The sequence below is a fragment of the Phocaeicola sp. RTP21198st1_B8_RTP21198_201120 genome (assembly GCF_040929485.1).
Classification (GTDB): domain Bacteria; phylum Bacteroidota; class Bacteroidia; order Bacteroidales; family Bacteroidaceae; genus Phocaeicola; species Phocaeicola dorei.
In genome coordinates, this window is sequence record NZ_JBCOCI010000020.1 from 18,699 (window position 1) to 34,781 (window position 16,083).

The 16,083-nt window shown below is 41.3% G+C and carries 14 protein-coding genes; 12 read left to right on the forward strand and 2 right to left on the reverse strand.

All coding sequences use genetic code 11. The features are described 5' to 3' along the window. Positions 1-12: 12 nt before the first annotated feature. Positions 13-2,190 carry a tetratricopeptide repeat protein gene (locus AB5935_RS09990; RefSeq protein ID WP_038608893.1) on the forward strand — a complete coding sequence of 726 codons (2,178 nt, stop codon included), beginning with the start codon at positions 13-15 and terminating at the stop codon, positions 2,188-2,190. Here AB5935_RS09990 and AB5935_RS09995 read toward each other — a convergent pair. Further along, positions 2,182-3,003 carry a hypothetical protein gene (locus AB5935_RS09995; protein ID WP_007842373.1) on the reverse strand — a complete coding sequence of 274 codons (822 nt, stop codon included), beginning with the start codon at positions 3,001-3,003 and terminating at the stop codon, positions 2,182-2,184. The genes AB5935_RS09990 and AB5935_RS09995 overlap by 9 nt on opposite strands. Positions 3,004-3,129: 126 nt before the next feature. Here AB5935_RS09995 and aspT point away from each other — a divergent pair, with 126 nt between their 5' ends. The 11 genes from aspT to AB5935_RS10050 all read left to right on the forward strand — a co-directional run bounded on the left by aspT (position 3,130) and on the right by AB5935_RS10050 (position 15,208). Continuing rightward, the gene (gene aspT / locus AB5935_RS10000; protein ID WP_007842372.1) at positions 3,130-4,830 is read left to right on the forward strand and encodes an aspartate-alanine antiporter; all 1,701 of its coding nucleotides are present in this window, start codon (positions 3,130-3,132) and stop codon (positions 4,828-4,830) included. A gap of 20 nt (positions 4,831-4,850) precedes the next feature. Then, on the forward strand, positions 4,851-6,491 hold the full coding sequence (locus AB5935_RS10005) for a bifunctional aspartate transaminase/aspartate 4-decarboxylase (RefSeq protein WP_038605963.1): 1,641 nt from the start codon (positions 4,851-4,853) through the stop codon (positions 6,489-6,491). A gap of 148 nt (positions 6,492-6,639) precedes the next feature. After that, positions 6,640-8,037 (forward strand): S41 family peptidase, encoded by a 1,398-nt coding sequence (locus AB5935_RS10010; protein WP_007837059.1) that lies wholly within the window; start codon positions 6,640-6,642, stop codon positions 8,035-8,037. 157 nt (positions 8,038-8,194) lie between these two features. Continuing rightward, a complete protein-coding gene (locus AB5935_RS10015) occupies positions 8,195-8,683 on the forward strand; it encodes a copper resistance protein NlpE N-terminal domain-containing protein (protein WP_007837052.1) in 489 nt (162 codons plus the stop codon). 122 nt (positions 8,684-8,805) lie between these two features. Then, positions 8,806-9,444, forward strand: coding sequence for a DUF4136 domain-containing protein (locus AB5935_RS10020; RefSeq protein ID WP_007842353.1), 639 nt, complete (start codon positions 8,806-8,808; stop codon positions 9,442-9,444). Between the two features lie 41 nt (positions 9,445-9,485). Next, positions 9,486-10,112, forward strand: coding sequence for an outer membrane beta-barrel protein (locus AB5935_RS10025; protein WP_007842351.1), 627 nt, complete (start codon positions 9,486-9,488; stop codon positions 10,110-10,112). Positions 10,113-10,264: 152 nt separating this feature from the next. After that, complete coding sequence (locus tag AB5935_RS10030; protein ID WP_007837048.1) at positions 10,265-11,014, forward strand: polyprenol monophosphomannose synthase; 750 nt, start codon at positions 10,265-10,267, stop codon at positions 11,012-11,014. Continuing rightward, entirely contained in the window at positions 11,011-12,351 is a 1,341-nt protein-coding gene (locus AB5935_RS10035) for a dihydroorotase (protein ID WP_008652871.1), read from the forward strand. Before AB5935_RS10030 ends, AB5935_RS10035 begins: the two co-directional genes overlap by 4 nt. Continuing rightward, positions 12,348-13,235: a vitamin B12 dependent-methionine synthase activation domain-containing protein gene (locus tag AB5935_RS10040; RefSeq protein ID WP_007837036.1), complete on the forward strand. Its 888-nt coding sequence runs from the start codon at positions 12,348-12,350 to the stop codon at positions 13,233-13,235. Before AB5935_RS10035 ends, AB5935_RS10040 begins: the two co-directional genes overlap by 4 nt. Before the next feature lie 14 nt (positions 13,236-13,249). Then, positions 13,250-14,410, forward strand: coding sequence for a metallophosphoesterase (locus AB5935_RS10045; RefSeq protein WP_008652873.1), 1,161 nt, complete (start codon positions 13,250-13,252; stop codon positions 14,408-14,410). A 39-nt stretch (positions 14,411-14,449) separates the two neighbouring features. Continuing rightward, a complete protein-coding gene (locus AB5935_RS10050) occupies positions 14,450-15,208 on the forward strand; it encodes a lysophospholipid acyltransferase family protein (RefSeq protein ID WP_007837033.1) in 759 nt (252 codons plus the stop codon). A 13-nt stretch (positions 15,209-15,221) separates the two neighbouring features. Here the strand turns inward: AB5935_RS10050 and AB5935_RS10055 are convergent, their stop codons facing one another. After that, the gene (locus AB5935_RS10055) at positions 15,222-15,920 is read right to left on the reverse strand and encodes a DUF4369 domain-containing protein (protein ID WP_007837031.1); all 699 of its coding nucleotides are present in this window, start codon (positions 15,918-15,920) and stop codon (positions 15,222-15,224) included. Positions 15,921-16,083 lie beyond the last annotated feature (163 nt).

The window sequence follows — 16,083 nt, forward strand, 5'->3', positions numbered from 1 at the left end:
GAACTTTAAAATATGCGCGAAGAAATCATAAAACTATTAGACCAATATCGGTTAAAAGAAGCATTATCCCAAATGACAGGATATGCCACCCATACTTCCGACTGGCAATTAAAGAATGAGCTAGAAGCCCTGCAAACGTCATACGACCTGATGCTGCAATATACTTCAAAAGGGATGAAAGATCCCAATAAGGTAGAAATATACCATAAAATGTTGCGCACGGCATACGAACTGACCGACCGTATCCATATAGCCGTACAGGCAACACAAAATTATGGAGCCTATTATGACACAATGCGCACTTTTGTCCAAAGCCCTCCCCACAGCTATGCCGAATTACAAATGCAATTGGAGGCATATACAGAAGATATGGCTACAGCCCCATTGATATATACCACCGAGGCCAAAAGAAATGAAGAAATGGATGCCATGAGAAAACGTCACGAAACAGCCGTAGACGAATTATTTGAAAAAATATGGGTATCCACCCGGTGGAGTGAATCGGAATATGCTGAAGCGCAAATTTTGTTCAACTCACTATTGATCCAAGTCAACGACCTTTCCATAATGGTCAGCGCCGTCACCATGAGCCTGCTGCAAATATTCGACATCCGCAAGTTCATGTTTCTATTGAACGCCTATACCCATCAGGATACCATGCTGAATCAGCGGGCTATTGCAGGGATCGCACTAACATGCTACTATTATGAAAAGCGTATCCTTCAATACCCTGAAGCCGTGTCGCGCATAAATGAACTGAATGAAAATACCGAGTTCATCAAAAACCTGCATCATATCCAGATTCAATTATTGCAATCTTCCCGTGAAACCCGAAAGATAGACAAGAAAATGCGTGAAGAAATCATTCCCGAAATGATGAAAAATCCCAAACTTAATTTGGAAGGACTGGATGAAGATGCCGAAGATCATAATCCGGAATGGGAAGAATGGATTGACCGTTCAGGCATTACCGATAAATTGCGCGAATTAGGTGAACTGCAAATGTCCGGGGCGGATGTGTATATGAGTACCTTTTCACAGCTGAAACAATTCCCGTTTTTCCGCAAAATTTCTCACTGGTTCTATCCTTTTGACCCCCAATATCAGGATATCGCCAAATTATCTCTCGGAAATGACGAACAAAAAATCTCTCTGCTCAACATTTTGATGAACTCGGATGTATTCTGCAATTCCGACAAATACTCTTTTTGTTTTACCATGTTACAAATGCCGGAAAGCCAAAGAAATCTCATGCAGCAACAATTGAACGAACAACATGAGGCTTCTGAAGAACTGAAAGAACGTTTAAAAGAAATGTCACAATCAAAAGCTCGCGCTGAATTCGTGAGCCGGCAATATATTCATGACCTCTACCGTTTCTTCAAATTATGGTCAAGAAGACATGAAATACATGACATTTTTGAGGACACTCTAGACTTATGGAATAAAGAAACATTGTCTCAAGCCTTGTTGCACAAAGATTATATCAACAAGCTGGCAGATTACCTATTCACACACGACGACCTGACAGAAGCCGGGATTCTCTATGATAAATCAATTGAATTATACAATCGTAAAAATGCTGAATTATGGCAGAAAGCAGGTTTCATTTATCAGAAAATCGGTTCCTATAAAAAAGCGATAGATTATTACCTGCAATCAGATCTGCTGATCCCTGATAACGCATGGAATAACCGCCATTTGGCACAATGTTATAGAAAAGAAGGAAACTACCAACAAGCTTTGGAATATTATAATAAGGTGGAACAAGTACAGCCTGACAATCTGAATCTGACGCTACAAATAGGACAATGCCTGATGGCACTGGAACGATACGATGAAGCACTGGCTTATTTCTTCAAAGTGGAGTATCTGGATAAAAAGCCACAGAATGCCCGACGCGCCATCGGATGGTGTTCCTTCATTACCGGCAACCATCAACAAGCCAAGAAATATTACGACTTGCTGATATCCGAGCCCAAACCCATTATGGAAGACTGGATGAATGCAGGACATGTGTATTATATCCTGAATGAAACAGAAAAATCAATAGAATATTATCGCAAAGCCCAGGAACTATGCGACAGTCATGATGAGTTTATCCGTCTTTACCAAATAGATAAGAAAGACTTGATAAAGCAAGGCGCCAATGAAGTAGACTTGTTTATACTTCCCGATGAATTAATTTAAAGGATTATAAGATAAATCTATTCGGGATAGAAGTTTGGTATAATTATATAAAACTTCTATCCTGACCGGATTCTCATCATCCAGACGATAATTGGCATGCACATTATAAGTGCTTAAACCATGATTCATACAATATCCGATATCATTAGGTAAGGCTGTTCTATTCCTCAACTGCCCAAGATTCAATAAAAAATAGAAGAAACTATCCACCCCATCATAATCAATCACATAAGCCTGTAAATTCAAATTCGCCTGATAGTTAATGTTATTATCATAATTATAATAAGTATGACAACTAGACACACTATCATTTGCTTCAGTAAAAACAGTCATTACTTCCTTCAACCGTCCCAATTGATCAAAAACATATTTTCCTTGCACTTTTCTCAAGAAACGATAATCGGAAGTAGCACGATAATCAGAATTGATAAAAATAGTATCTCCTTTATAATCATAGACAGTCTGTTTATCAACTTCATAAACCTCCTCTTCTACCTTCAATATACAACGGGCCCTACTTTCCCTCGCCTTGCCTTTTCCTATTTGAAACGTAACATTGCAAAGCTTATTGCCGGTATTCAAACAATCCATCTGTCCGATTGTGATTTGGTCGCCCTCATACCTTACCGGGGTATCTCCATACTTTATAATTTTACCATCACGATCATATTCCAATTTCAAAACTTGTTCTTCCTCTCCTGTCAAATCGGTGACCTTAGTCACATACATGTCAGCCATTTTTTCTTTACATCCTCCAACAACAAACAAGAGAATTAATAAAGAAATATATTTTACAAACAACTTCATTTTCATAAGTCAAGCATCATCTCTATGCAAATAAAATAAAAAATATTAGAACTAAGCACAATTTGGAGCTTTTTAACTCAACTTCTTTACCCTCACGCTGTTTTAAACAGCAATTATAATAAGAAGTGAAATATGGAATGGATTATACATCTTTTGAGACAACATTCAGAACTGGCGATTTTTCTGACAATCGCCGCAGGCTTCTGGATTGGAAAAATGAGAATAAAACAATTCAGTTTGGGAATCGTCACCAGTGTATTGCTAGTAGGGGTATTAGTGGGACAGCTTAACATTACAATAGAAGAACCGGTGAAATCCGTGTTTTTTCTTTTATTCCTTTTTGCCATCGGATACAAAGTGGGACCACAATTCTTTCGCGGACTGAAAAAAGATGGTTTACCTCAAGTAGGATTCGCCGTACTCATGTGCGTAGGTTGTTTGGTTATCACTTGGTTATTAGCTACCTTAATGGGATATAATGCCGGTGAAACAGCCGGGTTACTGGCCGGAGCACAAACTATCTCTGCCGTCATAGGGGTAGCGGAAGATACCATAAACGGACTCAACATAGCCTCTTCCCAAAAAAGTGATATGATTAATATCATTCCCGTGGCATACGCTGTAACTTACATTTTCGGTACGGCAGGCTCTGCCTGGGTCCTCTCTTCTTTAGGTCCTAAAATGTTGGGAGGATTAGAAAAAGTGAAAGCCGCCTGCAAAGAGCTAGAAACCCGAATGGGTACCAGCGAAGCAGACGAGCCCGGATTTGAACAAGCACGCCGTCCGGTAGTTTTTCGCGCTTACCGCATAGAGAACGATTGGTTTGGCAACGGCAAGACCGTTGACCAGCTAGAATCCTATTTTATTTCACAAGGGAAAAGATTGTTTGTTGAAAGAATGCGACATGGATCTTCCATTGTCAATGATATTATTCCCGGACAATTATTACAAAAAGGAGACGAAGTGGTACTGAGCGGAAGAAGAGAATTCGCCATTGGTGAGGAAGACTGGATTGGAGAAGAAATCGTCGATCCCCAACTGCTTGATTTCCCTGTGGAAGTACTCCCTGTCATGATACACAAAAAGCCATATTTCAACCAAAAATTGGACTTCATACGCCGTCAAAGCTTTATGCATGGAGTCAGTATACGCCGTATCAAACGGGCAGGTATTGATATCCCTGTTTTCGCACAAACCACTATCGACTGTGGAGATACTCTGGAATTGGTCGGTCTGAAAAAAGAGGTGGAATCTGCTGCAAAAGAACTAGGATATATAGACCGCCCCACCAATGCCACAGATATGACATTTGTAGGACTCGGCATTTTACTAGGAGGTATCATCGGGGCACTTGCAATCCATATCGGCGGAGTACCTATTAGCCTAAGCACTAGTGGAGGGGCCCTGATAACCGGATTAGTATTTGGCTGGTGGCGCAGCAAACGCCCTACCTTCGGACAAATACCGGAATCCTCTTTATGGGTGCTGAATAATGTAGGCTTGAATATGTTCATCGCCGTAGTCGGCATTTCTGCAGGACCCAGCTTTGTACAGGGACTAAAAGAAGTAGGTCCTATGTTATTTATCATAGGTGCGTTGGCTACTTCCTTGCCTTTATTATTAGGGCTGATTCTAGCCAGATATGTATTCAAGTTCCATCCCGCCCTCTCTTTGGGATGTACGGCAGGAGCCCGTACTACCACTGCTGCATTGGGTGCCATACAAGAAGCAGTAGGCAGCGAAACGCCTTCTTTAGGATACACCGTGACCTACGCCGTAGGAAATACACTACTCATCATCTGGGGAGTAATCATTGTATTATTAATCAACTAAAAAAACTAAACTCATACATTATGGAATATTTAAGTAATAAAAGCAGCGTTGCCCGAATGGACAAGAATTTGGAAAAGATCAGCCCTTTCGAATTAAAAAACCGTTTGATTGAAATGGCAGATGAAAGTGTGAAGAAAATGGCACACGTCATGCTGAATGCAGGCAGAGGTAATCCCAACTGGATTGCAACGGAGGCTCGTGAAGCATTCTTTGCCTTGGGCGGTTTTGGCATTGAAGAGTGTCGCCGGGTCATGGACATGCCCGAAGGCATTGCCGGTATTCCTCAAAAAACAGGCATAGCCCAACGTTTTGAGGAATACCTGAAAAAGCATGAAGGAAATGCGGGGACAGATCTATTGAAACGTACCTATAATTATATGCTGATGGAACATGCAGCCGATCCGGACGAGCTAGTACACGAATGGACCGAAAGTATTGTAGGCGACCAATACCCCATGCCTGACCGCATCTTGAAATATACAGAAATTTTAGTACAGGATTACCTGAATCAGGAAATGTGCAACGGGCAACCCCCGCAAGGCAAATTCGATTTATTCGCCACCGAAGGCGGAACAGCAGGGATGTGCTATGTATTTGACTCGCTGGAAGAAAATTTCCTGCTACACAAAGGAGATAGTGTAGCATTGATGGTTCCTATCTTTACACCCTATATTGAGATACCCGAATTGACACGTTACGATTATGATGTGCTCAATATTCCTGCAAATACTCTAAATGAAGAAGGGCTTCATACCTGGCAATACAAAGTGGAAGATATCAATAAACTGCGAGACACGAAATACAAAGCCTTGTTTATTGTCAATCCAAGTAATCCACCCAGTTATCAGTTAAGCAAAGAATGTGTAGATGCCCTGAAAGACGTAGTAACACGCTGGAATCCCAATCTGATGATTATAACAGATGATGTATATGGTACTTTTGTCCCTGGATTCCGCAGCCTAATGGCTGATTTGCCACAGAACACAATTTGTGTCTACTCTTTCTCCAAATATTTTGGAGCGACCGGTTGGCGCCTTGCTGTAATTGCCTTACATGAGAAAAATGTATTCGACAGAATGATTGCTAATCTGCCCCGCAAACGAAAAAGCGAACTAGCCAAACGCTATGGCAGCTTGAGCATGCAAGTAGAAAACATTAAATTCATTGACCGTATGGTAGCAGATAGCCGTCAAGTAGCCTTGAACCATACAGCAGGACTGTCCTTGCCACAACAAATGCAGATGTCACTCTTTGCTTCTTTTTCATTGCTGGACAAAGAAAACACGTATCGTCATGCCATGCTTAATTTAATCCATACCCGTCTGAAAGCATTATGGGACAACACAGGGTTCATTCTCCCCGACGATCCACTAAGGGCTGGTTATTATTCAGAGATAGACATGCTGGTATGGGCCAAAAAATTTTACGGAGATGAATTCGTACAACATCTGCAGACAACTTATAATCCATTGGACGTAGTATTCCGTCTTGCCAATGAAACAGGACTGGTCGTATTGAATGGTGGCGGATTCGACGGACCCGAATGGAGTGTACGTGTATCACTTGCCAACCTGAACGAGAAAGATTATATCAAAATCGGACTCAGTATCCGCAGAATTCTGAATGAATATGCTGACAAATGGAAATCTGAAAAGAACTAAAAAATTAAGAACGTCCGCCGTGAAGTCTGCTTGACCTAACCGGCGGATCTCTTTTTTATATAAAGGTTTTTTGGATTATTTATTCCAAACCTTATCCCTATTTTAAAATAAAATCCCTAGCTTTGCAGATCGAAAAAGGAATTAGATTATGAAGCATATACGGAGCACTTTTTTTCTTCTAACCACTTTATTTATAATGGCTTCATGTGGCGAAGACCGCAGTGGGGAATACTATGCATTAGTTGGAGAGAATTTATGGATAGAGCAAATAATGAAAGAGCATTATTTGTGGTATGACAGTATTCCGGCAATAAAGGAAACGGACTATTTTGCCGAACCGGAAAACTTCCTGCAAAAATTGGTTTATACCAAGGCACAAAACGGAAAAGGAGACCCGTATTCGTATATAGAAACAAAAGAAACTTCCGATGCGGCCCGTTCCTACCTGCAACGTACTTCTACTTACGGATTTGATTTTGAATTAATGACCGATCCCACCGGAATCTCATCACACGTATTTGCCCGTATTTTATTCGTACTGCCCAATTCACCAGCCTCAGAAGCCGGATTGGAACGAGGGAACTGGATATCAGCCATTGGCAAAGAAGAGCTAACCAACAATAATTACGGATATCTGATGGAAGGTGGCAATACAACTTTCGCCAGAGAAAGCTTGGTTTTTGATGAGGAAGGTAATTCCAGCTGGATTGCAACAGATACAGTCAAAGTAGCAGCATCACGACCCGTAGAATTGAATCCGTTCTATATAGATACCATATATGAAGTATCCGGAAGAAAAATAGCCTATATGGTCTACAATGAATTCAGTACAGGCCCCAATAACCAGGCAACAGATACAGAATACAGGGAACAAATGAAACAGATATTCGCCCGGTTCAAAGGGCAGTCACCCGATGCTTTTATTCTGGACTTACGATACAATCCCGGTGGTTATCTGAGTTGTGCCACAGATTTAGGAAGTTATCTGGCACCCGCAGTAGATCTAGGGAAAGTATTTTGCACAACTTTGTATAATAATATCAGTGACCCGCAAAAAGTTGATTTCCCCCTCAACACAGGACTTGCTTCTGAAAACTTGAATTTAAGCAAGCTTTATGTACTAACAAGCAAATTTACTGCATCGGCTTCAGAAGCTGTCATAAATTGTCTCCGTCCATATATAGGCACAGAAAATGTAGTGGTAATAGGTGAAACGACTGTTGGCAAAAATGTAGCCATGGAACCATACCAAGATGAGCGTTACAACTTTATTTTATGGCCGGTAGTGGCATACGTTCTCAACTCGGCAGGACAAGCCAACTATGTAAATGGCATCACCCCCGATTTCACATTGAGCGAACGTAACCTCATCTCCCCTCTCTACCCACTGGGAGACACCCAAGAGTATTTATTGAAGAACACCATAGCTTATATTACGACAGGAAGTATGCCCGACCTGCCACAAGCAGAAGAACAAGTATCAAAAGGAAAAATTATCTATAACTCACTGATTCGAAGAAGTATGAACGGCATACGGCTACGGTAGTCTGACTTATCCAGATACAACGCCCCATTTATTAAAGACCATGTTTAATGCATTTTAAACATGGTCTTGTTTTTTTCTGAAAAGAGAACTTATTAAAAACAAAACGGGCATAACAGATGTTATGTACCCAAATAACCATTAAAAACCTGACTTAACAATGAAAAAAGTATTTATTGCAGCAGCTTTGGCTGCCATGATTGTTTCCTGTGGCTCTAAAGGAAACAAAAGTGCTGAAATAATAGCCGAAAGTGAAAGTGACTCTATTTTCGCTGTGAACGACAGCACACTGGGTGAGTTACAAACATATAGCTATGAAGGTATTCTGCCAGCTGCCGATGCCGAAGGAATCAACTATCAACTGACGCTTCAGGAGGCAGGCCAAGACTCACTGGGAACGTACAATCTGACGACCACTTATTTAGGAACAAAAGATGGTAACCAGGCATTTACCGACAGTGGTACAGTTGTAACTATTATTGGAATTCCTAATGACAGCACCGCTATCGTTTATCAATTAGTTTCCGCTACTCCGGGACACGAAAAGACAAACTTTTTGGCAGAGGGTGACAGTGCACTGACAATGATTGGCAAGGACTTCAAGAAAGCTGTTTCTAAACTAAATTACACTTTAAAAAAGAAACTCTAATTAACCCGGCAGCAAAAAAATTCACTAAAGAACAGACTGTTAGTGAACAAAAACATAAGCTGGCCGTTGTATGAGAGAAACTAGACGAAAACAATTAGTATTAACTTAAACAAAAACTTGACATGAAAAAATTAATTCCTATCCTACTGGCGGTCTTTGCCTTGGTATCTTGCGAGAAAGACCCGGACATGGACAAATTGGACAATGAGTATCTGGTATTCACCAGTCATGACACTAGTACTAAATTCAATGATTTCAGTACTTATTATATCCCTGACAGCATCCTGATCATCGGTGACAAGAAAGACCCTGAATACTGGAAGGACGAGAATGCACAGACCATCATCAATGCATTCAAGACTAAGATGAACGCTGCCGGCTACACCGCAGTTGATAAAGACGACGCCGACCTCGGTCTACAGGTGAGTTATGTAGCAAGTACTTACTATTTCCATGGCTACTACAATGACGGTCCTTGGTGGGGCTATTACCCCGGTTATTGGTATCCCGGATACTGGGGCGGCAATTGGGGAGGTGGATGGTACTATCCCTATCCTATCACTTACAGCTATAGCACTGGTTCATTGCTGGCCGACATGATTAATTTAAAAAATGCTCCGGAAGGACAAAAAGAGAAATTAACTGTTGTCTGGAATGCATACATCAGCGGGTTGCTGGGCGGAAGTGGCAGTTTGAATGTAAACCGTACAACTACTGCCATCAACCAAGCATTCACTCAGAGTCCTTATCTGAAAAAATAAACGTAAGTGAAACAAGTATTCATTTAAAATAAAAAGGAAATATGAAAACTATAAAATATTTTACTCTCAGACTGATGGCGGTAGCCGCTATCGCCATAGCCTTTGCCCTGCCGGCAAAAGCACAGGTAACTCCGTTTACCTATTTCAATGTAGACTGGCAGTTCAACGCTCCTATCAGCAATAACTTTGCAAACAAAGCAAGCGGTTGGGGTATGAACTTCGAAGGTGGATATTATGTACTACCGGATTTGTCAATCGGTGCCTTCATCAATTATCATACCAACAATGAGTATATTTCACGTCAGACATTACCAATCAGCAATTCGGCAGCCCTGACAACCGACCAGCAACATTCCGTATTTCAGTTGCCTTTCGGTTTCGCGACACACTATCGCTTCAGTGACGGTGCATGCCAACCTTATATCGGATTGAAGCTGGGTGCCAACTATACCAAAATGTCCAGTGACTTTTACATTTACGAAGTGAAAGACAACACTTGGGGTTTCTATGTATCACCAGAAGTCGGTGTGAATATCTACCCTTGGACAAACAGTATCGGCTTCCATCTGGCAGCATTCTACAGCTACTCTACTAACAAGGGAACCGTATTTAACTATGATATGGATAAATTAAACAATTTCGGTTTCCGCCTTGGTGTGGCATTCTAAAGATTTCTAAACTATTCTGTTAAATAGGGGGATTATCCGTGCGCCAGGCAGGGGTAATCCTCTTTTTTTAATTAATAAAATTAAATTCTGACGGGAGTGTTAATATAATAGTTACTTTTGTATGATATTTATTCAGCTAATACAAAAAATGTATGGAGAAATCCGATAGTATTATTATTATACCCACCTATAACGAAAAGGAAAATATAGAGAACATTATCCGGGCTGTATTCGGACTGGAAAAATTCTTCCACATATTGATTATTGAAGATAACTCACCAGACGGCACGGCAACTATTGTCCGTAAACTGCAAACAGAATTCCCCGACCGTCTTTTCATGGTTGAGCGTAAAGGTAAATTAGGGCTGGGTACTGCTTACATTGCCGGATTCAAATGGGCGATAGAACATCAATATGATTTTGTATTTGAAATGGATGCCGACTTCAGTCATAATCCGAATGACCTGCCAAGGCTGTATAACAAATGTGCCGTTGAAGGCTATGATGTAGCTATCGGTTCACGCTATGTCAGTGGTGTGAATGTAGTGAACTGGCCGATGGGGCGTGTGCTGATGTCTTACTTCGCCTCCAAATATGTACGGATTATCACCGGATTACCCATACATGATACTACCGCCGGATTTAAATGCTATCGCCGTGAAGTCTTGGAAACAATCGGTCTGGACGGCATCCGTTTTAAGGGGTATGCATTCCAGATTGAGATGAAGTTCACTGCTTATAAGTGCGGATTCAAGATAGCCGAAGTTCCTGTGATTTTTGTCAATCGCGAATTAGGTACTTCAAAAATGAACGGAAGTATCTTCGGCGAAGCTGTACTAGGAGTCATTCAATTAAAACTGGGTAGCTGGTTCCGCAAATACCCACAAAAGAAAACAGTATGAAACGTACATGGATAAAGAATGCACGGATTGTGAATGAAGGCAAGATCTTTCACGGTTCGATAGTGATTGAAAATGAAGTCATAGCTGAAGTGCTGGCAGAAGAAACAGTTCCCGCCCAGCCTTGTGGAGAAATAATAGATGCGAAAGGCTATTATCTAATACCGGGAGTAATAGACGATCATGTACACTTCCGTGATCCGGGACTGACTCACAAAGCCGACATACATACTGAAAGCACAGCGGCGGCGGCAGGTGGAGTCACCAGTTTTATGGACATGCCCAACACCACTCCGCAAACTACAACCTTGGAAGCTTTAAATGCCAAGTTTGCGGATGCGGCAACCAAAAGCATCGTAAACTATTCATTCTATTTCGGAGCAACCAATACGAATGCGGATGTACTCCCCACACTAGATAAAAACCGGGTATGCGGTGTTAAATTATTTATGGGAGCCAGCACGGGAAATATGTTGGTAGACCGCATGGAAGTACTTAGAAAAGTATTTGCCAATGCAGGGATACTGATTGCAGCACATTGTGAGGAACAATCTATAATCAGCGCCAATACAACAGCCTTCAAAGAAAAATATGGAGAAGATCCTGATATAAAATACCACCCACAGATACGTAGTGCGGAAGCATGTGTATATTCTTCCTCATTAGCCATCCGGCTGGCAAAAGAAAACAATGCCCGCCTGCACATCCTGCACATCAGCACCGCACAAGAACTGGATTTGTTTGAAGACAAACCCCTGAGTGAAAAAAAGATTACTGCGGAAGCTTGCGTGTCACATCTATACTTCTATGACAAAGATTATGAGGCATTGAAAGGACATATCAAGTGCAATCCGTCCATCAAAACTTTAGAAGACCGGAATGCTTTGCGCAAAGCATTATCCACCAACCGCATAGATGTAATAGGTACAGACCATGCCCCTCATTTGCTGAAAGAAAAGGAAGGTGGGGCATTGAAAGCCGTATCGGGTATGCCGATGATACAGTTCTCATTGGTCGCCATCATGGAATTAGTACGCGAAGGCGTATTAAGCATAGAACAATTGGTTCAAAAAATGTGCCATGCACCGGCCGAATTATATAATATTGAAAGACGCGGTTACCTCCGCCCCGGTTATCAAGCTGACTTGGTACTAGTAAATCCGGATCATGAATGGACTGTAACAGCCGATTGCGTTTTAAGCAAATGCGGATGGAGTCCGATGGAAGGACAAAAATTCCATTCACGAGTAGAAAAAACATTCGTCAATGGTGACTTGGTTTACAGTGACAACAAAGTAGATGAAAGCCATCGCGGACAAGAATTAAGATTTAAAAGATGATTGTAGATTACAAGATTCACGAAGTCAGCGAATATATTAATTGGATTTATTTTTTCCACGCATGGGGGTTCCAGCCCAAATTTGCCGCCATCGCAGACATACATGGGTGTGATTCATGCCGTGCCATGTGGCTCACTAGTTTTACGGAAGAAGATCGTCCGAAAGCCAGTGAAGCCATGCAGCTTTTCAAAGAGGCAAACCGGATGTTGAACCAGCTGGACGCAGTGTATCAAACTCATGGAGTGGTCAACATCATGGATGCTAATGCGGATGGAGATGATTTACTGCTGAATGGCAAGCGTTTCCCGCTTTTGCGCCAACAAGCCGCAAAATTGAAAAAAGATGACCCATTTCTATGTCTGAGTGATTTTGTACGTCCTCTGTCCTCGGGGATTACAGATAAAATCGGAGCATTTGCCACCACGGTAGATGCAGAGATGGAACAACTTTATGCAGAAGATGACTATAAACGTATGTTAGCACAAACGCTATCCGACAGGCTGGCGGAAGCTACTGCAGAAAAGCTACACGAAGATGTACGCAAAAAACTTTGGGGGTATGCACCTGATGAAAATCTAAGCGTAAAAGACCTGCATAATGAAAAATATCAAGGGATACGTCCTGCTGTGGGTTATCCCTCCTTACCCGACCAGTCCATCAATTTCTTATTAGACGAGTTGCTGGATATGAAGCAAATAGGAATTTCATTGACCGAGAATGGTATGATGAAGCCCCATGCCTCTGTATGCGGACTCATGTTTGCTCATCCGGCCTCCCGCTATTTCTCCATCGGAAAAATAGGTGAAGACCAATTGGCAGATTACGCCGCCCGCCGGGGTATGAGTATAGAAGAAACTAAAAAGTTTCTCGCCGCCAATCTATAAAAAACGAATAAATTATGATGCTGATAAAATTATTTCTGTTTTTTCTAGTGCTACTGATATTGCCCGATATGTATATATACAAAGCATATATACGCCGTGTTTCCCAAAAATGGACACATTGGGCCTATTGGCTTCCCAGTCTGTTTCTTTTATTGGGAATGACATTAGTCTTTTCTATACACGAGCCACGTCCGGATTCCATGCAGCGACTTAGCAATTTCTTATTGATTTTTCTTTGCTTCTCCGTACCCAAGGCACTTTTCGTCATTGTTATCCTGTTTATGAAGCTCCTATATATCATCTCCGGCAAAAAACTGTATGGAGGATATGTAGCGGGAGGATTGGCTTTAGCCTCTTTAGTATATGTAGTATATGGAGCAACCGAAGGAAAACAACATTTTCAAATCAGGGAGGTAACCATCAGTTCCGATGAACTTCCTAGCGGTTTTGACGGCTACCGCATTGTACAAATATCTGATATCCATTCCGGTAGCTGGAGCGGCAACAGTGCTGCCTTACAGAAAGCTGTAAACCTCATTAATGCACAACATGCCGACTTGGTACTTTTTACAGGTGACTTGGTCAATAACGTGGCAACGGAATTGGACGAATTTATCCCTATTCTAGAACAGATAAAAGGAAAAGACGGAGTGTATTCCGTTTTAGGCAACCATGACTATTCTCCTTATATAAAATGGGAAACAGAAGAAGCTCAAGAAGCCAATCTAAACAGCTTGAAATCCAAACAGGCTGCAATGGGATGGAAGATGCTCAATAACGATCATGTCATTCTACATCATCATGGAGACAGTATAGCCTTGGCAGGTGTAGAGAACAGCGGAAATCCCCCATTTCCCAATCACGGAGATCTGCAGAAAGCATTAAAAGGAACGGAAGGAATGTATAAAATATTAATGAGCCATGACCCCACTCATTGGCACAGAGAAGTCTTGCCGGAAAGTGATGTACAGCTAATGCTTTCAGGACACACCCATGAAATGCAATTCAGCCTGTTTGGCTTCTCTCCTGCCAAATTCGTATATCCCGAACACAACGGTTTATACCAGGAAGGAAAACAATCCTTGTTTGTCAATATCGGTTTAGGCTATCTGATGTTTCCTATGCGCCTTGGAGCATGGCCGGAAATTACTGTAATCACGTTACATAAAATATAAAATAGTTTTTCTATCTTTGTACAACTAAAATTCAGACAAATGAAAGTACTATATATTTTATACCAACTATTCATAGCACTTCCCATTTTGCTGGTATTAACCATACTTACAGCAATAGTTACCATTATTGGTTCATGGATAGGCGATCCGCATTTTTGGGGATATTATCCGGGAAAGATATGGTCACAGCTTTTCTGCTATGTATTACTTATTCCTGTCAAGGTAGTAGGACATCCGGAAGTACTTAAAAAAACATCCTACGTGTTTGTAGCCAATCATCAAGGATCTTTCGATATCTTCCTTATTTATGGTTTTCTGGGACGAAACTTTAAATGGATGATGAAAAAAAGTCTGCGCAAAATGCCTTTCGTCGGCAAAGCCTGTGAAGCTGCCGGACATATATTCGTTGATAAATCCGGTCCCAAGAAAGTAATAGAAACCATAGAACATGCCCGTCACGTACTACAGAATGGAACTTCTCTAGTGGTATTTCCCGAAGGTGCACGTACTTTTACCGGGCACATGGGATATTTTAAGAAAGGCGCTTTCCAACTGGCGGATGATTTGCAACTTCCCGTAGTACCACTCACTATTATCGGCTCCTTTAATATTCTTCCCCGTACCGGCGGTTTTATATCCTGGCATCCTATGACATTAGTCGTACACAAGCCCATTTATCCGCAAAGCCAGGGAATGGAAAACATCAAAGCGACCATGGAAGAGGCTTACAGGGAAATTGAGAAAGACTTACCTGAAAAATATCAAGGAAAGATAGACAATCCAGACCAAGACAGATAAAAAAGGCTCCTCATTAATGGGGAGCTTTTAATTTTTCCATATTCGAACGGGCTACCGTCACATACTCCTTTACCAAGGAGTTGTTTTTAAATCGGTCAGGAGCCTCCTCTATAATTTCCTCAATCAAGGGAGTCATGACAGGATAAGGAAAATTGCTGCACAACATAATGAAAACACCCGGTCCCAATACATTATCATAATTCTTCTGGATAAACTCCTTAGCCAATGCATTCATTTCAGCAGCCAGTTTCTCACGTTCTCTCGTTATCTCACGTTGAATTTCATCCGGCGCTTTTCCATCCATAATCATACGGCTCTCCTGACGCTCCAGCTCGTACGCTCTGTCGTCCAAAGAAGTCTTTTTTCCCACAAAATCATACAGACGATCATTCAACGGAGTTCCGGTAACCACAATACGGGCATTGTCGATACTGATGGATATTTTTCCTTTTTCAATGACAAAAGGCATGATACTCTCATCATCCATATACAAGGATGCCATTGAAGTAGAATCGGTTATACCTTCCATCTTGAACATTCCATGAATCACCTCTGCCGAATCAATACTCAGCATCCGGTCTCCACTAGGAACTTTTACAAATAGCATTTTCCCATCCAGACGAGAAACAGAAGAACTACCTTCTATCTTATACTCACTGGCACATGAAGTAAAAGCCAATAAAGATACCACAGAGAAAAAAAGTTTATTCATGCTTATCTACGCCCCATTACTATTTTTCGCATACAAAGGTACAATCTATAATTTAGTGACAAAAACATTTTATTAAAATTTAAAACTAAATAGAAGATTATTACCGAGAAGGCAATTTATAGTGCAAAGTTCCCTCTTTTTTTCTATTTTTGTAACCGATATA